Origin of the sequence: Indolivaga capnocytophagoides, assembly GCF_036511535.1 — a bacterium.
Taxonomy (GTDB): domain Bacteria; phylum Bacteroidota; class Bacteroidia; order Bacteroidales; family Dysgonomonadaceae; genus Dysgonomonas_A; species Dysgonomonas_A capnocytophagoides.
In genome coordinates this window covers 3,398,200-3,423,060 of record NZ_AP028867.1, presented here as the reverse complement: position 1 = coordinate 3,423,060, position 24,861 = coordinate 3,398,200, and the positions used below count along the sequence as shown (strand labels likewise).

21 protein-coding genes are annotated in these 24,861 nt (G+C 35.2%); 7 read left to right on the top strand and 14 right to left on the bottom strand.

Translation table 11 applies throughout. The features are described 5' to 3' along the window. Positions 1-45 precede the first annotated feature (45 nt). Genes AABJ51_RS13770 through polA form a run of 3 tightly spaced genes read right to left on the bottom strand, consistent with a single transcriptional unit; the run spans position 46 to position 4,959 of the window. Complete coding sequence (locus AABJ51_RS13770; RefSeq protein ID WP_134437341.1) at positions 46-489, bottom strand: YqaA family protein; 444 nt, start codon at positions 487-489, stop codon at positions 46-48. Further along, a complete protein-coding gene (locus AABJ51_RS13765; protein ID WP_338372962.1) occupies positions 483-2,162 on the bottom strand; it encodes a putative glycosyltransferase family protein in 1,680 nt (559 codons plus the stop codon). The genes AABJ51_RS13770 and AABJ51_RS13765 overlap by 7 nt, the downstream gene beginning before the upstream one ends. 28 nt (positions 2,163-2,190) lie before the next feature. Then, positions 2,191-4,959: a DNA polymerase I gene (gene polA / locus AABJ51_RS13760; protein WP_338372961.1), complete on the bottom strand. Its 2,769-nt coding sequence runs from the start codon at positions 4,957-4,959 to the stop codon at positions 2,191-2,193. A gap of 193 nt (positions 4,960-5,152) precedes the next feature. On the opposite strand from polA, the gene AABJ51_RS13755 reads away from it, so the two are divergent. After that, positions 5,153-6,124: a polyprenyl synthetase family protein gene (locus tag AABJ51_RS13755; RefSeq protein ID WP_134437338.1), complete on the top strand. Its 972-nt coding sequence runs from the start codon at positions 5,153-5,155 to the stop codon at positions 6,122-6,124. A gap of 73 nt (positions 6,125-6,197) precedes the next feature. Beyond that, entirely contained in the window at positions 6,198-6,656 is a 459-nt protein-coding gene (locus tag AABJ51_RS13750; protein WP_026626587.1) for a hypothetical protein, read from the top strand. 42 nt (positions 6,657-6,698) lie between these two features. Here the strand turns inward: AABJ51_RS13750 and deoC are convergent, their stop codons facing one another. The 7 genes from deoC to mnmG all read right to left on the bottom strand — a co-directional run bounded on the left by deoC (position 6,699) and on the right by mnmG (position 13,933). Beyond that, the gene (gene deoC / locus AABJ51_RS13745; protein ID WP_338372960.1) at positions 6,699-7,568 is read right to left on the bottom strand and encodes a deoxyribose-phosphate aldolase; all 870 of its coding nucleotides are present in this window, start codon (positions 7,566-7,568) and stop codon (positions 6,699-6,701) included. A 5-nt stretch (positions 7,569-7,573) separates the two neighbouring features. Continuing rightward, entirely contained in the window at positions 7,574-7,900 is a 327-nt protein-coding gene (locus AABJ51_RS13740; protein WP_338372959.1) for a nucleotide pyrophosphohydrolase, read from the bottom strand. 15 nt (positions 7,901-7,915) lie between these two features. Next, positions 7,916-8,368: a D-aminoacyl-tRNA deacylase gene (gene dtd / locus AABJ51_RS13735; RefSeq protein WP_338372958.1), complete on the bottom strand. Its 453-nt coding sequence runs from the start codon at positions 8,366-8,368 to the stop codon at positions 7,916-7,918. A gap of 504 nt (positions 8,369-8,872) precedes the next feature. After that, positions 8,873-9,454, bottom strand: a complete 582-nt coding sequence (locus AABJ51_RS13730) for an HdeD family acid-resistance protein (protein ID WP_026626591.1) — start codon at positions 9,452-9,454, stop codon at positions 8,873-8,875. Between the two features lie 96 nt (positions 9,455-9,550). Continuing rightward, positions 9,551-11,371, bottom strand: a complete 1,821-nt coding sequence (gene uvrC, locus AABJ51_RS13725; RefSeq protein ID WP_338372957.1) for an excinuclease ABC subunit UvrC — start codon at positions 11,369-11,371, stop codon at positions 9,551-9,553. Positions 11,372-11,423: 52 nt separating this feature from the next. Beyond that, positions 11,424-11,963, bottom strand: a complete 540-nt coding sequence (locus AABJ51_RS13720) for an adenine phosphoribosyltransferase (protein ID WP_338372956.1) — start codon at positions 11,961-11,963, stop codon at positions 11,424-11,426. A 95-nt stretch (positions 11,964-12,058) separates the two neighbouring features. After that, entirely contained in the window at positions 12,059-13,933 is a 1,875-nt protein-coding gene (mnmG, locus tag AABJ51_RS13715; RefSeq protein WP_338372955.1) for a tRNA uridine-5-carboxymethylaminomethyl(34) synthesis enzyme MnmG, read from the bottom strand. Between the two features lie 426 nt (positions 13,934-14,359). On the opposite strand from mnmG, the gene AABJ51_RS13710 reads away from it, so the two are divergent. The 5 genes from AABJ51_RS13710 to AABJ51_RS13690 all read left to right on the top strand — a co-directional run bounded on the left by AABJ51_RS13710 (position 14,360) and on the right by AABJ51_RS13690 (position 20,116). Beyond that, on the top strand, positions 14,360-15,094 hold the full coding sequence (locus AABJ51_RS13710; protein ID WP_338372954.1) for a copper homeostasis protein CutC: 735 nt from the start codon (positions 14,360-14,362) through the stop codon (positions 15,092-15,094). A 1,052-nt stretch (positions 15,095-16,146) separates the two neighbouring features. Continuing rightward, positions 16,147-16,860, top strand: a complete 714-nt coding sequence (dapB, locus tag AABJ51_RS13705; RefSeq protein WP_338372953.1) for a 4-hydroxy-tetrahydrodipicolinate reductase — start codon at positions 16,147-16,149, stop codon at positions 16,858-16,860. A gap of 62 nt (positions 16,861-16,922) precedes the next feature. Further along, the gene (locus AABJ51_RS13700) at positions 16,923-18,461 is read left to right on the top strand and encodes a S26 family signal peptidase (RefSeq protein ID WP_338376007.1); all 1,539 of its coding nucleotides are present in this window, start codon (positions 16,923-16,925) and stop codon (positions 18,459-18,461) included. Positions 18,462-18,497: 36 nt separating this feature from the next. Then, positions 18,498-19,466: a signal peptidase I gene (gene lepB, locus AABJ51_RS13695; RefSeq protein WP_338372952.1), complete on the top strand. Its 969-nt coding sequence runs from the start codon at positions 18,498-18,500 to the stop codon at positions 19,464-19,466. 5 nt (positions 19,467-19,471) lie between these two features. Next, the gene (locus tag AABJ51_RS13690) at positions 19,472-20,116 is read left to right on the top strand and encodes a WbqC family protein (protein WP_338372951.1); all 645 of its coding nucleotides are present in this window, start codon (positions 19,472-19,474) and stop codon (positions 20,114-20,116) included. A gap of 67 nt (positions 20,117-20,183) precedes the next feature. Here AABJ51_RS13690 and AABJ51_RS13685 read toward each other — a convergent pair whose 3' ends face one another. The 4 genes from AABJ51_RS13685 to AABJ51_RS13670 form a co-directional block, all read right to left on the bottom strand. Next, positions 20,184-20,792 (bottom strand): outer membrane beta-barrel protein, encoded by a 609-nt coding sequence (locus tag AABJ51_RS13685; protein WP_026626600.1) that lies wholly within the window; start codon positions 20,790-20,792, stop codon positions 20,184-20,186. Between the two features lie 366 nt (positions 20,793-21,158). Next, positions 21,159-22,382: a M16 family metallopeptidase gene (locus AABJ51_RS13680; protein WP_338372950.1), complete on the bottom strand. Its 1,224-nt coding sequence runs from the start codon at positions 22,380-22,382 to the stop codon at positions 21,159-21,161. A gap of 23 nt (positions 22,383-22,405) precedes the next feature. Beyond that, positions 22,406-23,878 (bottom strand): glycosyltransferase family 39 protein, encoded by a 1,473-nt coding sequence (locus AABJ51_RS13675; protein ID WP_338372949.1) that lies wholly within the window; start codon positions 23,876-23,878, stop codon positions 22,406-22,408. Between the two features lie 188 nt (positions 23,879-24,066). Next, complete coding sequence (locus AABJ51_RS13670; protein ID WP_338372948.1) at positions 24,067-24,774, bottom strand: DNA alkylation repair protein; 708 nt, start codon at positions 24,772-24,774, stop codon at positions 24,067-24,069. Between the last annotated feature and the right edge of the window lie 87 nt (positions 24,775-24,861).

Sequence of the window (24,861 nt, the reverse complement as noted above, 5' to 3'; positions counted from 1 at the left end):
ATAAGCCTTATATTTTATTTTTTGTAAAGTTATAAACTTATTTCGTTATATAATCCAGTTTATACCATACATGATAGCTACATATCTGGCAAATTTACCTGCAAACATAGTAGCATTTACTATATAAATGTTTGCTCTCATATAACCCAATGCCAGTGCTATTAGATCTCCTACTACGGGCAAAAAACTAAAAAATGCCATTCCGGCTCCTTTGCCTTCAAGCCAATTTTGGATTTTATCTATTTTGTCTTTTTTTACTTTGAGGTATTTTTCTATCCATTCTGTTTTACCTAGTTTACCTAAGTAATAATTAGTCATACCTCCTGCCCAATTTCCTACAGATGCCACTATAACGCATGTCCAAGGATCTAATCCTGCAGCTATAAGCGCAGTAAATACAACTTCTGAACCCAATGGCAATATGGTTGCAGCAAGAAAACTGGCTAAGAACAGGCCTATATATCCATATTCTGTAAATCCTTCTAACATTTTTGTAGTTTCCTATTTTGAATTATTATATATATGGATAACAATATAATGCTTATTAAAGTTATATATATACTGTATTTTTGCAGGAATGTACCTGTAAATTCTACAGTAACTTTGCCCGATTGATTGACAGGTATTTCTACAAAACCATTTTTACTTTTCGTTACTTCTATATTCGCATTATTTATCGTGGCAGTATATCCTTTATAATATGTAAGAGGCAGTTCCAGTACATCTTTACTTATAGGATTTACATTAAACTCTATTTTCCCTCTATTTCTTTTTATCTTATTTATAGAAGTATCGGTATTTTCTTTTTTTATAATTTCCCCTCTTTTTTCTATGGATGTGGTGGTAAGTGTAATAGGAAGATATTCTAAGTTATCAGCATATCCTAAAAAATAATTGTTACTCAATGATCTTTCAGGCAGGTTCACTATTCCATATTTTGCATAATTGAATATGTTCCAGCTACTTAAAAATATAGATGTTAATATTAATATTAAGAAGATAGGTATGATTAGAATGTTTCTGGTATTTAATCTGATTACTTTAGATAAATAGTAACTACCTGCTATTGCCAATATAAAACTTGAAAATTCGTATATTCTGAATAAAAATTGAATGCGGCTGAATATATAGTTGTTGTATAAAAATTGAGGTAAAAAATCGAATGTATATAAAGTCAAAACGAGTCCTGCTATTGCTAAATAGTCTATGTACTTTGCTATTTTGTCTGATTTTCTTATAAAAAACCTGCATAATAAGGGTAGTGTTATTGTTAAACCTATTGCAGGCAGAAATGACTTTTCTTTTCCTAAACTGAAAAATACTTTGAAAATATCATCAGAGTTGACTCTCGAAAAGGGATAATTCGTGAATATTTCGAAATTGAAAGAGTTCGATATTGTTTGTTCTAAGAATGGTAATATAAAATATGACGATAATAATATACTTATAGAAATTGAAATAATTATATAATATATTCTAAAAGGTTCTTTTTTTAAATATTTGAATGATAGTATTATATATATAAATATTAGTATACTGATAAGTATAGTAGATAATATGTGTGTTAGCACGAATAATGAATATCCTATCGATAGGATGTACCATTTTTTATAATTTCCTCTTAATATTTCATATAAACCATAAAATATTAAAGGCAAAAAAGTAAATGTAACAGCTTCAGCTATTGCCGATCGTTCGAAATATCCTTGAAGCCTATAGAGGCAAAAAGTATATATTATTGCTGATAAATATGCTGTGAGCTTATCTTTAAATATCTTATTTATACATAAGTAAGTAAATAAACCGGTGAATATTGTATATGTGAAGCACATGATCTGATACGCTATTATATAGCCTGTATATTTACTTATAAAGGCAAAAGGTATCAATGTGAAATTCGGATAAAATAAATTTGTAGCATATCCATAATTATCTATAGCTTCATAATCAATATATACTGGAAATTTTCCGTTGGAAACTGCATCCGATAGAGATATAAATCTATTATAATGGAATGTTGCATCATGTCCGACACTCACCAGATCAAATACCGAAAATCGGTACATAACGAACATAGTAATCAGCACAAGTACTGATACAAATATCCAAAAATGATTTTTTTCCTTACGTGTAATTTTCCCTAGATACGTTTGGATATTCATAAATAATTAATATACAGTATTTTATATTTTAATGAGCCTCCAACCAATTTTTTCCTGTACCGGAATCTGCTTTTAGCGGAATGGATAGTTTATAAGCTTTTTCCATTTCTTCAATAACTATTTGTTCCACGTGCGACAATTCATCATTAACTACGTTAAAATTCAGTTCATCATGTACTTGCAAAATCATTTTTGATTGCAAGCCATCCTTTTCGAAACGTTCGAATATATTATTCATTGCTATTTTAATGATATCTGCGGCACTCCCTTGTATAGGTGCATTTATTGCATTTCGTTCGGCATATCCGCGTACTGTAGTATTACGGGAGTTTATGTCCGGAAGAAATCTTTTTCGGCCTAAAATAGTTTCTACATATCCTGTTTCACGGGCTTGAACAATGATATTATCCATGTATTCTTTTACCTTTGGGTATGATTCGAAGTACCCGTCTATCAGTATTTTAGATTCTGATCGGGGTATTGATAAGCGTTCAGCAAGCCCGAATACCGAAATTCCGTATATGATGCCGAAGTTAGCAGTTTTAGCTTTGCGGCGCATATCGCCTGTTACTTCGCCTATAGGTGTTTTATATATTTTAGCAGCTGTAGCTGCGTGAATATCTTCACCACTGTTGAAGGCTTCTATCATGTGGGGATCTTGGCTTAAGTGTGCCATGATCCTTAATTCTATTTGTGAATAGTCTGCGGAATAGAATGTACAACCGTTGTCGGGAATAAATGCTTTCCGTATTTCTTTTCCCTGAGCATCTCTTATAGGGATATTTTGTAAATTAGGATTACTTGAACTTAGCCTTCCTGTTGCTGTAACTGTTTGATTATATGATGTATGTACTTTTTTATCATGCTTATCTATTAACAGAGGAAGAGCATCTATATAGGTACTAAGCAGTTTTTTAAGACTACGGTATTCTAATATCTTACTTACTATAGGGTGAACATCTTTAAGGCTTTCGAGTGTTTCTTCGCTTGTCGTATATTGTCCGGTTTTCGTTTTTTTAGGTTTATCTACTATCTTTAATCTGTCGAATAGTACTTCTCCTACTTGTTTAGTAGAATTGATATTGAATTCGAAATCAGCAAGTGCAAAAATTTCTTGTTCAATATCGCTCATATTTTTTGTAAGAGTATCCGATGATTCTTTAAGAGCCTTAGTATCAAGCAGTACTCCTGTATACTCCATATCGGCAAGGACGTAAATGAGAGGTAATTCTATTTCATAGAATAACTTCTTTAAATCATTTTTCTCAATTTCTTTTTCAAGAATATTTTTGAGTTTGAGAGTAACATCGGCATCTTCACATGCATAGTCTCTTATTGCTATTGGTTCGAGGTTACGCATGTTCAGCTGATTTTTTCCTCGTGGGCCTATAAGCTCGTCTATATGTATGGTTTTATAATTGAGATGAGTTTCGGCCATGTAGTCCATATTGTGTCTCAGTTCGGGGTTGAGCAGATAATGGGCTATCATGGTATCAAAAAGTTTCCCTTTTACATTGATGCCATATTTTTTCAGAACGATAATGTCATATTTTATATTCTGACCGATTTTTGTAATATTTTCATTTTCGAGGAAATCCTTGAAAATTTCGATCTGCTTTTTTGCTTCTTCGAATTTTGGAGAGATTGCAACGTAATATGCTTCACCTTCTTTAAGAGCAAAAGACATTCCTACGATTTCGCTCTCTATTGGGTTCACTCCGGTAGTTTCTGTGTCAAAAGAACAAGAATCGTGAGATAAAAGTTTATCTCTTAAATTGATCATTTCAATCTCACTATCAATAAGATGGTAACTGTATACCATGTCTTTTAACTCGTTGAGATTTGAATATTTTTTTTCTTCCGGCTGATTATCCGTAAATTCTGCAAAGAGATTGCCTTGAGCTTCGTCTTTTTTGGGTGCGGCTTTAGTTTCTCTTTTTAGTACGCGATTGATGAGAGTCCGAAATTCTAATTCTTCGAAAAGATTTTCAATTTTTTCTTCATCGATTGGTTTTCTCTCAAATTCTTCTTTTTTGAAGTCGAAGGGAACATCAATTTTTATGGTTGCTAAAAATTTAGAGAAAAGTATCTGTTCTTTATTCGTTTCTAATTTGTCTTTTAGTGTTCCTTTTATTTTCGAAGTGTTTTCGAGTATATTTTCTATGATGCCATAATCTGATATTAACTTTTCGGCAGTTTTTGCTCCGACTCCCGGGCATCCCGGAATGTTATCCGAAGCATCACCCATAAGTCCGAGTAAGTCGATCATGAGTAGGGGAGAGCTCAAGTTATATTTTTCCATTATCGCTTTCGAATCGAGTATATCGAATCCGTTACCGGCGAATTTTGGTTTGTACATAAATATACGTTCACTGGTGAGCTGTCCGTAATCTTTATCAGGAGTCATCATATAGACATCCATATCTTCTTTTTCGGCTTGTTTAGCCACTGTTCCTATAACATCATCAGCTTCAAAACCCGCTATTTCTAATATTTTGATATTATAAGCACTTATAATTTCCTTGATGATAGGAACTGCAATTCTGATGTCTTCAGGTGTTTCCTGACGTTGAGCTTTATATTTCTCATAAGCTTCATGTCTGAAAGTTGGTCCTGCAGGATCAAAAGCAACTGCAATATGGGATGGATTTTCTTTCTTGAGGACTTCCTCAAGTGTGTTTATAAATCCAAAAATAGCAGATGTGTTTAAGCCTTTCGAGTTTACTCTGGGGTTTTTAATAAATGCGTAATATGACCGGTATATAAGTGCGTAAGCGTCTATAAGAAACAGTTTCATACAAAAATATTAGTTAAATAGTTCTAAGGTCTTCAACCTTTTTGGTACTTTGGTAAGTGTAAATAGAACAAGTAGTTGTAACTTTGGAATATGCCATTCAATTTCTACTTGTACTTATTTCTGTGTAAAGTTACAAATAAATGGCTCTAAAAGCTGAATTATTTATAAATTTGCATTTCAACTATTTGTTTATATGGATAAAAAGCTTTTGATAGCTAAACCTATAGCTTCAGAACTAGAAAAGTTTAATAGCTACTTTAAAGAGTCGATACATTCTAATAATACTCGTATTCAAGCTATTATAGATTATATAATGAAATCTGACGGTAAGCATATCCGTCCGATTCTGTTGCTGTTGGCGGCTAGGGCTTGCGGTAAGGTGAATGAAACCACTTATCATTCGGCCGTTACTGTTGAATTGTTGCATACTGCTTCGTTGATCCATGATGATGTAGTTGATGAGTCTTTATTGAGAAGAGGGAAACCTTCGGTAAATGCTATTTATGATAATAAGATGGCTGTTTTATCGGGTGACTATTTCCTTTCCACTGCTCTGATTAAAAGTATCCTGACCGGCAATATGGAGATTATATCTTCTATCTCCGGACTGGGAAGAAGTTTAGCTGAAGGTGAACTGAATCAATTGTCCTTGGCTAAAGAGATTATTCTTGATGAAGATGAATATTTCGAGGTCATCAAGAAGAAGACTGCTTCTTTACTGGCTGTTTGTATGAAGATCGGGGCTTTGTCGGTAGATGCACCCCGGGAAGATGTTGATAAATTTGAGAAACTAGGTGAAGCATTGGGTATCTGTTTTCAGTTGAGAGATGACATATTTGACTATTTTTCGGATAATGTAGGAAAGCCTACAGGTAATGATATCAGAGAAGGAAAGGTTACTTTGCCTCTCTTATTTGCCTTGAAAAACGCTGATTCTGTTGTTTCTGACAGTATGAAAAGCATAATTGAAAAAGCATTATTTTCTGATCAAGAAGTTGATACCCTGATCAATTTTGCTAAAGATAACGGTGGTATTGACTATGCTTATAATAAGATTGATTTTCATAAAAAGATAGCTATTGATATAATAGATACACTTGAAGCTGGTGATATCAAAGATTCTTTACTGCATACTGTTGATTATGTAGTTGAAAGAGTTTATTAAGATTTGTATAGTTGTTTTGATATATATATGTTTATCAGGGCATTAAATATTTGTCCTTAATTGTGTTTGAACTATGAGAACGTATCCGGCAATCTTTGTTTTGTTGGTTATTTTTGTTGTTTTTGGTGGTCGATTGCAGGCTGCTGAGATCTCTTTTGGTTCTCATGAAAAGCTTATAAAGCTACACGATTTACCTCAGAATGGTATCTATTTATCTACTGACGGACGTCATTATGATATCGGGTTGAAGTACACTACATACGATTTCTTTATTATACCTATATTTATAGAAGACGACGGTGAGATCGTTGGTTATATAAATGATTCTGATTACGAATTACTTACATCTGAGGGTATAGATTCTATATTGAAAGAAAATAATATTCCCGATATAGATTCTCTTACTGTGATTCCCGCGTGGGATAGGTGGGGTGGTAGGTTGTGTCTTTCTGCCGGTATCCTGATTATCTTATTGATTATCCTAAGTAGGAAACGGTCTAAGTTCTTAAAAGATAACGAACTTGAATTATAACGCCGTTCAGATTATTTCCAAACGGCGTCATTTTATTATTGATTACTTAATGCTATCCAAAAGATTTTGAGCTAAACGGCTTGCTCCGATACGGAACAATTCATTGTTGCACCATTCGTCTCCTAAAACCTCTTTTACTATTGTATAGTATTTGACTGCATCTTCGGTGGTTGCGATGCCTCCTGAGGCTTTAAAACCTACTTTACGACCGGTTTTATTGTGATATTCCTTGATAGCGTTACACATTACATAGGCCGCTTCGAGAGTTGCACCTTCGTAAACTTTGCCGGTAGATGTTTTCAGAAAATCCGCTCCTGAATATAGAGCTAAAACAGATGCTTTCATAATAAGTGACGCACTTTTGAGAGCTCCTGTTTCGAGAATCACTTTCAGGTGTGCATTACGGCAGGCATGTTTCAATTCGTCTATTTCTTCGCAAGTTTCTTCATAGTTTTCTTCCAAAAATAATCCCAGATTAAGTACGATATCAATTTCGTCTGCGCCGTTCGCTACAGCCAAAGCTGTTTCAGCTATTTTCACTTCTGAAAAGGTTTGCGAAGTAGGGAATCCCCCAGATACACAAGCTATTTTAACGTCTTCTGCAGTAAGAGCTTCTTTAACTACTTCCGCAAAATTGGGATAAACACAAATAGCAGCTACATTTTTGATGTCGGGGCGTGAACCTTCAAAATCATTCACTTTTTCGGTGAATTTCCATACATCTTCTTTTGTGTCTGTAGTGTTCAGTGTAGTAAGGTCAATACATGTATATAGTTTTTTGTATACATCAAGAGTATTGTTTTCAGCCATTTTTTTGCTGATTATCTCTTGTACTTTAGCTGTTATATCTGCGTCTTTCAGGTCTGTTTTGTATTGTTTCAGAGTGTCCTGATACTTGTTTATTTCTGCCATAAATATTATTTTAGTTTATCGTTATTCTTATGTCTGTCTTTGTCTCTCGATGTTTTCTTCTCCATATTTTTGTTGAAGGCTTCTGTGAGGTCTACACCTGTCTGGTTAGCCAGACATATCAGTACCCACAGTACATCAGCCATTTCGTCCGCCAGATTTTTATCCAGATCGGATTTTTTGAAGGATTGGTCTCCATAGGTACGGGCCATTATCCGTGCCAGTTCGCCTACTTCTTCCGTGAGGATGGTCATATTGGTAAGTTCGTTAAAATATCTTACTCCATATGTTTTTATCCATTCGTCTACTTTATTCTGTGCTTCTGATATAGTCATATTTCGTATTTTAAGCTATTCTCTTTGTTTTGAATCGATCCAAATAGTAACTGGTCCGTTATTTATCAAATAAACGCTCATATCGGCTCCAAATTCGCCTGTTTGCACAGGCTTTCCGTGGAGGGCTTCCAACTCTTTGCAGAACTGTTCGTAAAGAGGAATTGCCGTATCGGGTTTCGAGGCTCTTATGTACGATGGTCTGTTGCCTTTTTTGGTAGATGCAAATAATGTGAATTGTGATACAACAAGTATTTCTGTTTCTACTTCTTTGGATGAACAATTCATTATCCCGTTTTCATCATCAAATATACGCAGGTTTATTATCTTGTTTGTAAGCCAGCTGATATCCTCTGAATTGTCGCTGTCTTCTATTCCTAATAAGATAAGTAAACCGCTGTTTATCTTCGATTTTACTTTTTCGTTGATGGTGACTGAGGCTTCTTTTACCCGTTGGATTAATACTCGCATTTTATATTCGTATTCATAACAAATTGTAAGCAAAGTTAGTCAAAAAAGGTTACTAAATCAATGAACAGCGACCTGTTAACATGTGATAGTCATCAAAAAAATATTGTATTGTTTTTCAGTGTTTTAAATTTGAAAAGGTAACAAAAGTAACATCCTTTATGTCCATTCTTCGGATGGATATCTGATCTTACTATTACAGCTATGTGCCCTTAAAAGGATTCTGTTGCGATCTGAGTTATTTTATAAAAAAGGTAACAAAAGTGACAACTGAATTACATGTTTTGGAATGATATCTTTTTCCTGTTTTCTCCAGATATTTAAAGAGCTCTTTTTACTCAAGGGTGTTTTATGACCTTTTCTGTATAGATAAATTATTAGAAATATAAAAGGGTAGTGAAGATGATTATTGAGTAAGCCATTATCTGTTTATACTCAGGATACCAAAAACGGATAGCCTTAATTAAAAGACTATCCGTTTTTTATTTTTTAGTTAGCTATGAGATCTTAATCTTCGTCTTTAGGTAAATATTTATCTAAAGATTTTAATCTGACAGCCAAGTATATTCTGAAAATACCGTAACAGAAAAATCCGAGAGACAAAATATAGACTGTGAATAATGCTGCCACTTCCGGTCTGAATAAGAGTAGGAGAGAGGCCAGTACTCCCAGAATTGACAAAGCCAGCAGCCAACCCCAGCCGCTTCCTTTGATCGACTGTAAATCGAGTGACATACCAACGCTCCAGATGGATTGTAATAATAGCCAGAAAGCAATTAAATAAGATAAAATAAGCGGAGCTAAGAGTGGATTAGATAGTAAAACAATAGCAAAAATGAAATCGATGATTCCCATTGCTAATATCCATCCCCAGTTTTTGAGAACTGCTCTGTTAGAGATGGCAAATGCTATCTCGGAGATTCCTCCGACAAAAAATGAGATTACAAAGAAAAGACTTAGGGTTGCAAATGTTGCTATTGGTGTGAAGGGACATACCAAACCCAATACTACTGCGATGATACCTACAATAAGAGATACCCACCAATTTTTTACGTTACTACGGAACGATGAGAGTAAATGTTTATCCATGACTGTGTTTAATTTGAGTTTATTCTAATAATTAAAACAATCGAGGGACACTTTTAGTTTAGCGTTTCAGTCCTATTTTGCCTTTGGTTTATAATATTATTCCTTTTTAGCCTCATTTTGAGCCTTTTGGAAGTATTCGGAGAGTAGTTTCGCTTTATGTGATCCTACAATACTCTCTATTTCAGATACTTCTGATTCTTTCAGCCTTTTTATGCTTTTGAAATGTTTCAAAAGAGCCTTTTTGGTTTCTTCGCCGATACCTTTTATGCTGTCTAATTCTGATACAACCTGACTTTTACTCCTTCGGTTTCTATGGAAGGTGATTCCAAACCGGTGAGCTTCGTCACGCAGATGTTGAATAACCCTCAGAGATTCTGAATTTTTGTCGAGGTAGAGTGGGATAGAGTCCTCAGGATAATATATTTCTTCCAGTCTTTTGGCTATGCCTACTATAGCTACTTTTCCGTAAATACCGAGACTTCTGAGCGATTCGCAAGCGGCATTAAGCTGACCTTTACCTCCATCTATTATGATGAGCTGGGGCAGGGTTTCTCCTTCTTCCAAAAGCCTGTGGTATCGTCTGTATACAACCTCCTTCATGGTGGAGAAGTCATCGGGTCCTACTACTGTTTTCACAATAAAGTGGCGGTAATCTTTCTTTGATGGTTTTCCCATTTTGAAGACTACACAAGCTGATACCGGATTTGTTCCTTGAATATTCGAGTTATCAAAGCATTCGATATGTACAGGAAGTTCTTTTAGATGTAGATCGTTCTGGATGGTTTTGACGATCCGCATAGTACGTTGTTCAGGATTTAGGCTTTCTGCTCTTTTCAGTTTATCTATTTTATACTGTCTTACATTCTGGATAGATAGTTTGAGCAGTTTCATTTTGTCTCCCCGCTGTGGAATGGTAAATTCTGTTCCCTGCAAAGTAAGATCGGGTATAAAGGGTACAACTATTTCTTTGGATAGATTAATAAACCTGTTTTTGATTTCCATAATACCCAGACCCAGCAGCTCTTCTTTCGGTTCGTCAAGTTTCTTTTTGTATTCGAAAGTATATGCTCTTATTACAGCTCCATTATGTACGCTCAGGTAGTTTATATATGCCGAGTTTTCGTCTTCGTCATATCCGAAAATATCGATGTTGTACATGATACTTGATACGACAGTCGATTTTTGTTTGAAGTTTTCAATCAGGATATATTTTTCTTTGATTCTCTGTGCTTCTTCAAATTTAAATTCTTCGGCACATTTTTGCATATCGTCATATAGTTTCTTGCTGACAATATTAATATCACCTTTCAGTATTTGACGTATGCTTTCTATATTCTGGTTATATTCTTCCAAAGGCTGTAATCCTTCGCAAGGTCCTTTACATCGTTTGATATGATATTCGAGGCAAACTTTGTATTTGCCTTCTTTTATCTTTTCAGGATTAAGATTTAATGTACACGTACGGATAGGGTAGAGCTTGTGCATGATCTCGAGCAGTGCTTTTATGCTTAATACACTCGGATAAGGGCCGAAGTATTGAGATCCGTCTTTTATGATATTTCTTGTCTGATACACACGGGGGAAAAATTCGTTGCGGATTACGATAGAAGCATATGTTTTATCATCCTTCAGTAATACATTGTATCTGGGCTGATATTCTTTAATAAGATTATTTTCGAGCAGCAGAGTGTCTTCTTCCGTATCTACAACGATGTATTTTATATCGCATATTTTACTAACGAGTATTCTTGTTTTCGGACTATCATGATGTGTTTTTGTAAAATACTGCGATACTCTTTTCTTTAGATTTTTAGCTTTGCCTACATATATGATAGTCCCTTTGTTATCGTAATATTGATAACATCCGGGTTTTTCAGGTATATTTTGGATAATATTTTTGAGATACTCGTTATTCATGGCAAAAACTACTTATATGTTCAGATTGAAATCTCTGTAAAAGATGCAGCCTTTAAATATCGTATTTCAGTAAAGTTTCCACTTCTACATCTTTTGGAAACATATTGCGCCCTTTCAGTAATTCAAGTTCTATTATGAAATTGATATAGATCTTCTTTACACCCATCCTTTTTATCAGTTTATATGCAGCAAGCATTGTTCCGCCTGTAGCAAGTAGGTCATCGTGTATTAGTACCACATCATCGGGGTCTAAAGAATCTTTATGTATTTGTATGGTATCAAAACCGTATTCTTTCTCGTAGCTTTCTTCTATTGTTTCGGCAGGAAGTTTTCCTGGTTTTCTGATTGGTATAAATCCGGCATCTAGGTTTAGAGCAAGAATAGGACCCATGATAAAACCTCTAGATTCTATCCCTACAACTTTTGTTATTCCTTTGTCTTTATACGATGAAGTTAAAACCTCTGAAAGGTCTTTCAGATTTTCTGCGGATTGGAATAGTGTAGTTACATCTTTGAACTGTATTCCTTCGATAGGAAAGTCTGGAATGTTTCGAACAGATTGTTTTAAACGTTCAATTTTTTCTTTTGACATTTTCTGTAAATTGCTTTATTTGAATATTTTGTATTTTTAAATTTTGTATGTTCCACGTGAAACGTATTTTGTGTTCCATGTGAAACCGATGGGGTTCATCTTCCAAGAAGGACGAGCAGAATCGAAATATCATTCGGTGAAACACCGGGGATTCTACTTGCGTGTCCGATAGTTTCCGGATTTATTTTGGCGAGCTTTTGGCGAGCCTCTGTCGATAAAGAAAGAATTGTTTCGTAATCGAATTTGTTTTTAATTGCGATGTTTTCAAGACGGCTTATTTTTTCTGCGATCAACTGTTCACGTTTGATATAGCCATCGTATTTGATTTTTATTTCGCATGCTTCGATTACTTCTTCTTTCCTGTTTGGTATCTTATCAATTTCTGTACGTAGGGCAGGAATTGAGTCTAATATATTGTTGATGTTTATCTGAGGACGTGTAATCAGATCCTTTAATTTTACCCCTTGTTTCAATGGGCTTGTTCCAAGTTTTTCGAGAGTAGGGTTGATATATTCGGGTTTTAGCGAATAGTTTGATGTGAAATCAATAATGCGGTTTACTTCTTCTTTTTTCTGATTCAGTAGATCTACACGTTCTCTTTTTGCAAGACCTATATTATATCCCGATTCTGTTAAGCGTACATCTGCATCATCTTGACGTAGGAGTATTCTGTATTCCGCACGTGAAGTAAACATGCGGTATGGTTCGTCTACTCCTTTTGTTACAAGGTCGTCGATCAATACACCAATGTATGCTTCGTCTCGTCTGAGTGTAAATTCTCCGTCTCCGTGAGCTTTTATATGTGCATTTATTCCCGCGATTAGCCCTTGTCCTCCTGCTTCTTCATAACCTGTGGTTCCATTGATTTGTCCAGCGAAGAAAAGATTGTTTATTTTCTTTGTTTCCAACGAATGTTTCAACTGCGTTGGATCGAAGAAATCGTATTCAATAGCATACCCAGGTCTGTATATATGTATATTGCGGAATGCCGGTATTTTTTGCAATGCTTCTATCTGTACCTGAAGGGGTAGGGAAGACGAAAATCCATTCAAATAATACTCCTGAGTATTTTCACCTTCGGGTTCTAAAAACAACTGATGAGATGTTTTTTCTGCAAAAGTGACTATTTTGGTTTCTATACTTGGGCAGTATCTAGGTCCGATACTTTGTATTTGTCCGTTGTAAAGGGGTGATTCGGGTAAGCCTTTTCTTAGTTCCTGATGTACATCCTCATTGGTGTTGCATATCCAGCAGCTAAGCTGTTTTAGTGTTCTCGGTTTGAAATCCAGATAGGAGAACTTATGGAAATCATCTTCTCCCTTTTGTTCTTCCATTAATGAAAAATCGACGCTTCTTCCGTCAATTCTAGCAGGAGTTCCTGTTTTCATACGGTCTGTAGTAAAACCCATTTCGCGTAATTGCTCGGTAATACCCGATGATGCGGGTTCTGCAACACGTCCTCCTGTGATCTGAGTGGCTCCTATGTGCATCAATCCATTCAGAAAAGTTCCGTTTGTAAGAACTACCGATTGTGCAGTAAAAGTTACCCCCATCCGGGTTTTTACTCCTTTTACTGTCTTGTTTTCTATTATGAGAGAAGTTACTGCGTCTTGCCAGATGAAAAGATTTTGAGTGTTTTCTACTATTTCTCTCCATTTCGCAATGAATTGTACTCTGTCGCTCTGAGCTCTCGGGCTCCACATTGCAGGCCCTTTCGACCGATTAAGCATACGGAATTGTATAGTGGTTGTATCGGTTACAATCCCCATTTGACCACCTAAAGCATCTATCTCACGGACAATTTGCCCTTTGGCTATACCTCCTACAGCCGGATTGCAGCTCATTTGTGCAATCTTATTCATATCCATTGTAATAAGAAGGGTTTTAGAACCCATGTTGGCTGCGGCTGCAGCTGCCTCGCATCCTGCATGTCCGGCACCAACAACTATTACGTCGTATTTAAAGTTCATTTTTTATAATAATAGCTATAATTATACTACAAAGTTAGTATTTTTCGAACACTTAAATGTGGGTATTTCTTGCTGTGATAATATTTAACTCTCTTGTTATACTGCTTTAATATGCGTTTTTTAGTGTTTTTATCGGGTGTTTTTACTGTTTGTTTAGGCTTATTTATTTAGAAAAAATAGGTGTTTTTTACTTCTCTTTTATCTTTAAGATCACAAACCTGTTTATTGCCTTGTCGAGCATAAAAGTTGAACTTTGTTATAATTTAAAATATAATATTAAATTAAGTCCTTAAACCTATTTATGACTTTAGTAAGTATAGTACCGAACAGTCTGTTATAAACTAGAAATATTTCATTAAATACTTTCCGTTACTTAATTTCAGGCTGTGTTCTTTTTATAGCTTATGCCTTTTCAAATTGAATATTATGATAAATATTGAAGTTTGCGTTGATTCTATTCGTTCGGCTAAAATTGCCGAATCTGCCGGAGTTTCCAGAATAGAACTATGTACTGGTCTTTCTGTAGGTGGTATTACACCCTATTATTCGTTGATAGAGGAGAGTCTGTCCGTTTTGCATATTCCTGTTCATGTTTTGATACGTCCTCGTGGTGGTGATTTCTTGTATGATGATACAGATTTTTGTCTGATAAAAAGGGATATTGAGTTCTGCGGTAAGTCCGGATGTCATGGTGTTGTGATCGGAATTCTTACAGCTGATGGGGAAGTTGATATTGACAGATGTGCAGAACTTATATCTCTTGCTCGTGAATATGATCTATCGGTTACTTTTCATCGGGCTTTTGACTGTTGCTGTAATCTGCAAAAAGCTTTGGAGGATGTTATCGACTTAGGTTGTGATAGAATACTTACATCGGGTGGATGTTCTACTGCTTATCAGGGAATGGAAAATATAAAACAGCTGGTTTTGCTGTCGGATGAGCGCATAAAGATTATGGCGGGGGCAGGAATTACGTCTAATAATATCGAAAAATTGATAAGAAAGACGGGTATAAAAGAAATTCATGGAACTTTTTCTTCTCCTGTAGAGAGTAATATGAAGCATAAGGTTCATAGCCTTTTTTCCGATCAGGATTATATTCAATACTTTTCTGATGAAAATATTCTGAAAGAGGTTGTGAAAATTTCATCTTATTTTTAATAGCTGTTTGTTCTTTTTTATTCTCTAATTTTTAATGTTGAATATCTTTTTCTATTTTCTTTTTTAATTACTTTTTCTTTATTATTTATTCTATTATTTCTATTTATAGCTGTTTTTTCCTTTTTTAAATTTTAATTAATTTCTGTTTTTGATTCAATTATTAATTTCAACTTCTATATTTTAAAGTTAAATTTTTACAGATATTCTTATTATATATATTTCTAGTGATTATATACTATTCTATTTTAGATATATAATATATTATTTGCTATTTCTGAAAAGTTAATTTTTATGTATAAACTTATTTATATAGTATGCTATTGATTTTTTTATAATGAATAGAATTAGTTATTTATTTTCTAAATAGAAAACTTTATATTTATTATGCTTCCAATTATTATTATCTTTTTTAAATTTCTAGTTTATATATTTTCTTAATTATTTATTTTTTTGAATTTTTCTGATTTGGTTTTCTTTATTTGATTGTTTATCAGGGTTTTGTGCTCTTATCCCTGATTTATCTGATAAAAAGGGATTATTTAGTCATTTTAGGGTCTTAAATTTATGTATGGCTTTTCTGTGGATATTTGTAATGGATAGTTGTTGTTTTAAAATGCTCTTTATCAATTTTTAACGCTGTTTTATGTGATGTTATAAGTGAAATGCCGACTATTGTTTTGTAAAAAGCCGGTAACAGAAAAGGTTATATATGGCAGTAATTCTGAATTTGAAAATTTTATCTATACATAAATAAAATTCGATAGTTCTTTTTGGGCTTTAAGTTCTTAATCCTGTTTATTGAATTTCATTAGTCGTTTATTGCGATTCGGCATAATTCAAGTAAACCAGATTTTGCTCTCACTGCTCTAAACGTTGCTTTAGTAAATAAAACAACCAAAGCATATTATAAACTAAAAATATATCATTAAATACTTTCTGTTACTTAAATACTTACTTTTTCTTACATTTGTAGTATATTGGATGTATTGAACATCTTAATAAGCTTCTGATAAATATAAATAGGTCTTGCGACCACCTTTAATTTTTAGGATATGAAAATAGCGCTTATCGGCTACGGAAAGATGGGTAAACAAATTGAGCAGATCGCTTTAAGCCGTGGACATTCTATTGTTGCAATTATTGATGAGAATAATTTAGATGGATTTGCTTCGGAAGATTTTAAAAGTGCCGATGTTGCCATAGAATTTACAACACCATCGAGTGCATTGAACAATTTTAGAAAATGTTTCGAATCTAATATTCCTGTGGTTGCAGGTACTACTGGTTGGCTTGAAAATTTGCCGGAAGTGAAAAAGGCATGTGAAAACGGACAGACGTTTTTTTATGCATCTAACTATAGCTTAGGGGTAAATATCTTTTTTGCCGTAAATAAATACCTGGCAAAAATCATGAATCAGTTTCCTGATTATTCCGTTAAAATGGAAGAGATTCATCACGTTCATAAACTTGATGCTCCCAGCGGTACAGCTATTACTTTGGCAGAAGGTATTATTGAAAATATAGATAGAAAAACCGATTGGCACTTGGAAGCAGAAACAAAACCCGAAGATATTTCGATCCATTGTATAAGAGAAGGTGAAGTTCCCGGTATCCACGAGATTTTTTATGAATCCGAAGCAGATGTAATAAGTATTAAACACGATGCGAAAAATCGGAAAGGTTTTGCTTTGGGAGCTGTTTTAGCTGCTGAATTTACTTGTGGAAAGAAGGGTTTTTTAGGAATGCAGGATATGCTTAAATTTTAAGATAAATGGAAAATTCAACTAATCAGAATAATTCCCAAAAAGGGAAAAGTTTCGGAGAAAGAATGAAATCAGCACCACGAGCTAAGTGGGTCAAGTTTATAGTTATGACTATTCTTACCATTGCTTTTGTTATCTGGACAGGATATCTAGGTGTTTTGGTCATCATTCCCCTTTTCTTCGATAGTTATATATTGAAATATATTCCCTGGGGCTTTTGGAAGAGTTCGGGTAATCTGGCGTTTCGTAAAGTAATGGAATGGGCGGATGCAATCGGTTTTGCCTTAGTTGCAGTATATGTGATCAATACTTTTTTCTTTCAGAATTACCAGATTCCATCGTCTTCTCTCGAAAAATCGCTGTTAGTGGGAGATTTCCTATTTGTAAGTAAAATGAGCTATGGAACCCGTTCGCCTATGACTCCGTTGTCTTTCCCTTTGGCGCAGCATACATTGCCTATTTTAGATTGTAAATCGTATCTGGATAAGCCGCAGGTTAAGTATCAGCGTTTTGCGGGTTTTGGTTCGATAGAAAGGGGTAATATTGTAGTCTTTAACTTTCCCGCAGGAGATACAGTGGCTCTGAATCAGCAAGCTGTTGATTTTTATTCTCTTTCAAAGATGAATCCTCGAGGCAGTTATGGTGTGCGCAACGATAAAACTCAGTACGGAGAGATTGTTTATCGTCCGGTTGATCGTCGCGAAAATTACGTGAAACGCTGTATGGGACTTCCCGGTGAGACTATTCAGGTCAAAGACGATGAAGTTTATATAAATGGGAAAAAGGTTGCTGATCCCGAAAATATGCAGTTGAATTATTATGTACAGACCGATGGGACTCCTATTTCCGAAACTGTTTTCAGTGATTTAGGAATCAGTAAAGATGATTATGCGACTTTAAATCAGGCCGGAGAACAAGTTCCCTATTATTTTGATCCGATGCAGGAAATGCAAAATGCAAACCCTTTACTTGCCAGAAGCATGGCTGATGATTTGAAATATAAAGCCGATAGTTTGCATCTTACTCAATTGGGTTTTATCGCCAAGGGTAAAAATTTCGGAATTGTATATACTTTGCCGCTGACTAAAAAGATGGTTGCCGATTTGAAGGCAAAACCATTTGTTTTAAAGGTCTTTAAACAACAGGAAAGAGTTGAAAAACGAAATATTACCGAAGATAAACAAATTGATTTTCCGTTTTATTATCCGATAGCCTATAGCACCGGATGGACCCGTGATGCTTACGGTCCTCTTTGGATTCCGAAGAAGGGAGCGACTATTACTTTCGATAAAGATGTTGACTATAAGGTGGCTGCTTATGAAAGGGTAATCAAAAACTACGAAGGAAACGAATTTGCATATCGTGACGGCAAGGTTTATATCAATGGAAAACAAGCAGACTCTTATACATTCAAGATGGATTATTACTTTATGATGGGAGATAACCGCCATAATTCGGCAGACTCACGTTCGTGGGGTTTTGTTCCTGAAGATCATATTGTAGGGCAGCCTTTGTTTGTCTGGTTGTCTTTGGATAAAGATAAAGGTTGGTTGAATGGAAAAATCCGTTGGAATCGTATTTTTACAAGTGCCAAAAAGAAATAGGGAAGCAGACCTTATGTTGCTAGTAACTAATAAAATATGGCTTTGAAAAAAGCAAAAATATGGAAATGGTGGGGCAAGGTGTTTATTCTTGCCCTACTTGTTGTGTTTGTAGTGAGAGTCTTTTTCGTGCAGTCATATACTGTATCGTCGTCTCAAATGGAGACAGCTTTATTACCGGGCGAAAAGGTGCTTGTCAATAAAATGGCTTATGGCATAAGGATTCCTTCGACATTATTGTCCATTCCTTTTACATTCGATTCTTTTTTCGGGATGAAATCTTATTCAGAAGCTTTGCAATTAGGTTATCACAGATTCTTTTCATCCGCAATTTCCCGCAATGATGTTGTTATATTTAATAATCCCGGGGAAACCGATAAGCCGATAGACAAGCGTACACTATGTATAAGCCGTTGTATTGCTGTTCCCGGAGATACAATATCCGTACAAGCCGGGGATATGTTTATAAACGGTAAAAGGTATGTTGCTTCCCCAGATTTGCTGCTTCCGTACTGTTTTCCGCTGACATCTAAAGATACTGTTGCCGGTATAATGAAATCGCTGCATATTTCAGCACGTAATCTGCAGTCTGATTCCCTGTTTGTATATTCCAGCCAGAGCAGGTATGAAGCTTTTCTTATAAATCAGAAATTGACCGATTCTTTACAGCTCAAGTTGAAGACTGATGACATCTATTCATACAAGCTTTTGGTGCCTTCCAAGGGTATGTTGATAAAGCTTACAGACGATAATAAAAAGCTATTTGCCGGAATTATTAAAGATGAATCGGGTATAGATGTAATGTCCCCCGAAGAGAAACTGTTGTCATATAAGTTCAGATACGATTATTACTGGTTTTTGTCGGACAATACCGAAAATAGTATCGATTCACGTACGCTTGGTTTCATTTCAGAAAAATACATAGTTGGTAAAGCCTCTATTATCTGGTACAGTCCTGACAACAAGGGCAGGGGATTGACCTCCTTAGGAATGGCTTTTATTAAGTAACAAAAATGAGTATTATATTATCTACAGCATATCTGGCCCCTGTTGAGTATTACTCGAAACTCTTTTCAGGAGAAGATATATTAATAGAGCAGCACGAGAATTATATCAAGCAATCGTATCGAAATAGATGCTCCATCTTATCGGCTAATGGCGTTATGCCTTTATCTATTCCTATAGAGAGCGCAGGAGGTAAAAAGTGCCCTATTCGGGACGTTTGTATTGCCGATCATGGAAACTGGCGGCATTTGCATTGGAATGCCCTTATTTCGGCATATAACTCAACACCATTCTTCGAGTACTATGAAGATGATTTCCGACCTTTTTATGAAAGGAAGTACGAATATCTGTTTGATTTCAATGAGGAATTACGAGAGATGATCTGTAGTTTACTGTCCTTCGATACGGCTAATATCTCTTATACCGAAGACTATATTACTGATATCACTTCTGAAGATATTGATCTCAGGCAGGATCTTTCTCCTAAGAAAGATTTTAAGACCTTTGATCCCGATTTCGTTTCTATTCCTTATTATCAGGTTTTTGAAGAGAGATATGGATTTACCGAAAATCTGAGCATTGTAGATTTGCTCTTCAATATGGGAAATGAAAGTTTGCTTATATTAGAGAAAGGCTTAAAAAGAATCCCCTGAGAAAGTTCACAGGGGATTCTTTATTTATCCAAATCGTTAGAATCCTAACAACAAAATGTCAAAGATCTTAGAATTTAACTACTGCACCGAATTCGATGTTTCTCATATCGAAATCAAATCCGAAGCTGTTAGTTTTAACTTCTTGTTTAGCTTCACCTTTGCCTTCTGTCTCTTTAGTATTTTGGTATCCTAAGAAACCGAATTTGCTAACTAAAGCTACTTTGCTTGAAACATTAAGAGCTAGTCCTGGACGTAAGCCAATTTCAAGGTTGTTGATTTTGCTTTCAACACCACAAACTTTACCCCATTCATAACCAACACCTCCATCAACGAAGATGCTTCCGATATCACCTTTCACAATAGTGTAACGTAGAAATGGACTAACTTTGTATAAGTTTTTAGATGCAGCGCCTGTTGCGTCATTTGCTCCATCAAATTTCAGGTCTGTTCCGCCGTGAGTATGAGCAGCACCGATAACGATACCTACAGCTACATTCTCTGTTACGTTGTAACCTAATTCTGGCATAACTTTAAAGCTTAGTTGGCTGTCTCCGCCTTTTACTTTGCTTGACCAAAGACCTACTGTACCTCCAGCCCACATTTGACCGGCTTCCTGAGCAGCTGCGCTTGTAAATACCCCTAATGCAACAGCTAGTGAAAGAAATAATTTTTTCATAAACACTAATTTAGTTCAAATAAAATCTAATTGTAAATTAACAATTTTTTAGTTAATGTATTTTTAGAATCGGGCACAAATGTATCCTATATTTTTATAAATACAATGTTTTGATGAAATTTTTTTCTTAATATTAAAATCAAAATGAAACGTAAACGGGCTTATTATATCTTCTTTTGCGTTGATTTACATGTATATATTGTTTAATTCTATCTTGTCGGATTACTATGTGATATTTTTGAACGAAATCTGATTTTTTTAACAATTATGAAACTATTTAAGTAACAGAAAATATTCATAAATGGTCATTATTTGCTGCAATTATGCTTCTAAAGCTATAAACCGGTCTGATACCTTAACAGTACTTTATAGATAAGATAGTGTAGATAAATTTTGCTCGGCGAAAATCTCATTCGCAGCATCCAATATATCCGAAGAGGTTATCTTATCTATTTTTTGTATGGTTTCTTCTATACTGTTGAAATGATTATGATTCAGATAACTTTTTCCTAAAGCCAAAGCCAGATTTTCGTGATTGTCACTCGATACGGCAATTTGTCCTGTCAACTGTTTTTTTGCCGCAGAAAGTTGAATACTCGTCAGGCTTGTGTTCTTTAATAGATTCAGTTCCTTTTGTATGAGTTTTATACACTTTTCGGTGTTCCGTTTATCACAGCCGAAGTATATCGCAAACAAGCCGGTATCGGTATACAATGTAGTGCTTGATTCCACATTATATACATATCCTCTTTTTTCCCGAAGCGAGATATTTAAACGGCTGTTCATTCCCGGTCCTCCAAGAATATTATTTAGCAGATGCAGGGTTGTTTTTTTAGGGTTATGCATATCATAACATTGTCCTCCGATAAGAACATGAGATTGTGTAGTATCTTTTTGCAAAGATATTTCGCCCTTCACGGTTGATTGTGGGGTCAGCCTTTCCGTTTTTTCCGAAGAAACAGGAATATCCGATAAATATTTTTCCGATAATTTCACTATTTTCCGAAAGTCTGTTTTTCCGGTTGAGAAGAATACCATATTATCCGGATGATAATGTTTTCCGGTAAACTGTCTGGCCATCTTGCAATCGAATTTAGACAGAAGATCGGGCTCTCCTAAAATGTTATGCCCTAACTGCGAACCTTTATATATCAGATTTTCGAATTCATCGTAGATAAGCTCCGAAGGGCTGTCTTCGTACGAATTTATTTCGTCCAGTATGACATCTATCTCTTTTTCTATTTCCTGTTCGGGAAATGTAGAGTGGAATGTTAGATCGGTCAGCAATTCGAATGCCCGTTCGAAATACTCTTCGAGAAAAATCGAATAGATAACTGTTTCTTCTTTGTTTGTATATGCATTTATTTCACCGCCAACCGCTTCCATTCGATTGATAATATGGTGAGAACGACGTTTCTCTGTTCCTTTGAAGAGCATATGTTCGACAAAGTGAGCCATACCGAATTCTTCGGCTTGTTCGTCTCTTGTTCCCGTATTAACGATAAAACCACAGTATGAGACATGACTTGCAAGAGGAAGATGTACTATTCTTAAACCGTTCTTTAGTGTATGGGATTGATATATATTCATTAAAAGTATTATTTGCTGTAATCTTATTTTATTCTGTTTAAAAGCCTGATCGATTTCTCTTTTAAGAGTAATTCATCGCTTATTGCATAATTATTATTTATTTTACTCGAATCGTTTTCAGACTGTATTAAAAAGAAAGAATCAATACCGTGAGGGATAGAATCGATAACTGTTATTTCGAAAGGCTTGTAACTTGTTGCGTCCCCCGGAGAATAAATATAATAATCTCTGTTAGGCAATAATACGGATAATAACGCCAGTTCGGGATATGAATTGATGCCTGATATCACAGCCTTGGGTTCTCTTATTTTTCTGCCGGAATGAAGGAATCCGTTTATCTTCGAAAGTTCGGCAAATTGTTCCTTATTATATTTCGATTCCGAAAAGAAACGTCCGACACACAATATAGTCAGTAAACAAAAAGATGCCGATACCAGAGCCTTCTTGTTATGTTTCCACAATTCGGTACAATATATGGCTGTTCCCAGCAGCAGAGGTCCCAGCATGCAGCTAGTGTATCGAGGAACACTGATGGGTTTTACCACATATGTAATGCACAAAGTTACTAAAATAGTAACGATATATACCAATACAAAAGCATGTGCTGCCGCCAGTCGTTTATCTTTTGGTAATTTAATGATATACAGTATACCTATGCCGATAAAAACGAGCATAATGGATAATGCGGCTGCCATAACAGGCAGATTGAATATTGTATATGGATGTGACGGTTCTTTCGGTGAAAAGAAATAATACAGGAACAGCAGATAATCTTTAGGGGTAGGGGTTTCGACCCAAAAGCTGTAACGTACATTTTGTATTTGTCTGATAAATATGGGTATCCATGGACTGTAGATCAGAAGAATGATCAATCCGAATAAGACTAGCCGAACGATGTTTCTGCCTTTTTGCAGCAGGGCGATACTCAATAAGATATATATAACACCTACCGATACCAGCGCATAATAATGGGTATAAATAGCACCGATAGCGAAAAGCATCATTAAAATATAGTTTATAAAGACTTTTCTCAGATATACTTTGTAAGCGAAGACAGCACACCCCAACACAAAGAACATTGCCCACGAATACATCCTTATCTCAGTACTTAAATATTGACTGATAGGTATTACAATAAGTAAAACCATAAAGGTCAGTGCTGTTTTATTTCCTAATAATCGCCTGACAGGGAATAATGCAAGGAATAAACAGGCAACTATGCCTAATCCAGAAAAAATCCTCATGGTGGGATAATATTCGCCGAATATACCGCAGAAAATCTTTAGCATATAGTAATACAACGGAGGATGGACATCGGTTGATGTGATCTTCCAGATGTCTTCTATCGGATATTTTATAAGGGCGATAGTATAGGCTTCATCATACCAGACAGAATGATACGAAGCCGAGTTGTATAAAATTATAAAAGCCTCTATACATATCAGTATCGCACCTATGGTATAGAAGTAAAGGTTGTTATACTTATGCTTTATCATACTCAATTAAGTAAATAAAAGTATTTCATGATCTGTTTTCAAGTTGTAACAGGCTCAGATTATTATCCTTGCCAAAGTAATAAGTAACAGTAAGTATTTAATGTCGCATTTCAAAGCAATAACAGGCTGTTGCTGTTATACTTGGATGGACAATAGAAAAGTCTGAGACCTTAAATAGGTCTGCGGTCTCAAATCTTTCTCATATAATAACTCTTTTCTTCGGCAGAAAGTTTTTCTATCGAATATCTTAACATTGTTCTGGGCATCGATTGATGGTGTTTGTCCAGAAAACCAATAAGAACCGATTTGTTTTTCTTGCCGGTTTCGCGAAGCATCCACCCGATTGCTTTATGCATCAGATCGTGTTTGTGATAGAGTAATTTTTCAGAAAGGTTTATAATGTCGGTGAAATCATGTCTTTTGATAAAAGCAAAAGTTGCTATAACCGCAATTCGCTGATCCCACAAGAGACTGCTTTCGGCAAGCTTGTATAGAACCGTGCGATCTTGCTTGTCTGCCAGATATTCGCCGACAATATCTTTTGCACTGAGGTCTACAAGATCCCAATTATTAATACGGGAAGTGTGGGACAAATAAAAATCGAAAATTGATTTCCGTTCATTTTCTTTTTTTCTTTTTTTGAATTGTTCCACAAGTATCATCAGTGCGCACATACGGCATTCATGAAAAGAGTTGTTCAATAAGAGCTCTATTTCTTCCGGTGTAATGTCTGTGTTTGCTTTTGCAACTTTTCGTATATCGGGTACAATTATGCCGATAAAAAGGTCTCCTTCTCCGTATTGCCCCTTTCCTGTTTTGAAAAATGTAGGAAAATATGCTTTCTTCTCAGGGTTCGATAATGATTCCAATTGAGATTGAATAGTCTGTATTTTCATTCTGATGTTGTTTTTTGGAAAAATAAGATACAAGTTACAGAGCTATTCCTTGTAAAGGTAATATCTAGGAAGGTCTCTGACCATATA

What these genes read in the sequence shown, in the direction of transcription:
- AABJ51_RS13730 (WP_026626591.1), bottom strand. Translation starts at nt 9,454, where the DNA reads ATGGATAAACATTTACTCTCATCGTTCCGTAGTAACGTAAAAAATTGG.
- AABJ51_RS13765 (WP_338372962.1), bottom strand. Translation starts at nt 2,162, where the DNA reads ATGAATATCCAAACGTATCTAGGGAAAATTACACGTAAGGAAAAAAAT.
- AABJ51_RS13680 (WP_338372950.1), bottom strand. Translation starts at nt 22,382, where the DNA reads ATGAATATATATCAATCCCATACACTAAAGAACGGTTTAAGAATAGTA.
- AABJ51_RS13690 (WP_338372951.1), top strand. Translation starts at nt 19,472, where the DNA reads ATGAGTATTATATTATCTACAGCATATCTGGCCCCTGTTGAGTATTAC.
- AABJ51_RS13700 (WP_338376007.1), top strand. Translation starts at nt 16,923, where the DNA reads ATGAAATCAGCACCACGAGCTAAGTGGGTCAAGTTTATAGTTATGACT.
- polA (WP_338372961.1), bottom strand. Translation starts at nt 4,959, where the DNA reads ATGAAACTGTTTCTTATAGACGCTTACGCACTTATATACCGGTCATAT.
- mnmG (WP_338372955.1), bottom strand. Translation starts at nt 13,933, where the DNA reads ATGAACTTTAAATACGACGTAATAGTTGTTGGTGCCGGACATGCAGGA.
- uvrC (WP_338372957.1), bottom strand. Translation starts at nt 11,371, where the DNA reads ATGAATAACGAGTATCTCAAAAATATTATCCAAAATATACCTGAAAAA.
- AABJ51_RS13750 (WP_026626587.1), top strand. Translation starts at nt 6,198, where the DNA reads ATGAGAACGTATCCGGCAATCTTTGTTTTGTTGGTTATTTTTGTTGTT.
- dtd (WP_338372958.1), bottom strand. Translation starts at nt 8,368, where the DNA reads ATGCGAGTATTAATCCAACGGGTAAAAGAAGCCTCAGTCACCATCAAC.
- deoC (WP_338372960.1), bottom strand. Translation starts at nt 7,568, where the DNA reads ATGGCAGAAATAAACAAGTATCAGGACACTCTGAAACAATACAAAACA.
- AABJ51_RS13770 (WP_134437341.1), bottom strand. Translation starts at nt 489, where the DNA reads ATGTTAGAAGGATTTACAGAATATGGATATATAGGCCTGTTCTTAGCC.
- AABJ51_RS13710 (WP_338372954.1), top strand. Translation starts at nt 14,360, where the DNA reads ATGATAAATATTGAAGTTTGCGTTGATTCTATTCGTTCGGCTAAAATT.
- dapB (WP_338372953.1), top strand. Translation starts at nt 16,147, where the DNA reads ATGAAAATAGCGCTTATCGGCTACGGAAAGATGGGTAAACAAATTGAG.
- lepB (WP_338372952.1), top strand. Translation starts at nt 18,498, where the DNA reads ATGGCTTTGAAAAAAGCAAAAATATGGAAATGGTGGGGCAAGGTGTTT.
- AABJ51_RS13685 (WP_026626600.1), bottom strand. Translation starts at nt 20,792, where the DNA reads ATGAAAAAATTATTTCTTTCACTAGCTGTTGCATTAGGGGTATTTACA.
- AABJ51_RS13755 (WP_134437338.1), top strand. Translation starts at nt 5,153, where the DNA reads ATGGATAAAAAGCTTTTGATAGCTAAACCTATAGCTTCAGAACTAGAA.
- AABJ51_RS13720 (WP_338372956.1), bottom strand. Translation starts at nt 11,963, where the DNA reads ATGTCAAAAGAAAAAATTGAACGTTTAAAACAATCTGTTCGAAACATT.
- AABJ51_RS13740 (WP_338372959.1), bottom strand. Translation starts at nt 7,900, where the DNA reads ATGACTATATCAGAAGCACAGAATAAAGTAGACGAATGGATAAAAACA.
- AABJ51_RS13670 (WP_338372948.1), bottom strand. Translation starts at nt 24,774, where the DNA reads ATGAAAATACAGACTATTCAATCTCAATTGGAATCATTATCGAACCCT.
- AABJ51_RS13675 (WP_338372949.1), bottom strand. Translation starts at nt 23,878, where the DNA reads ATGATAAAGCATAAGTATAACAACCTTTACTTCTATACCATAGGTGCG.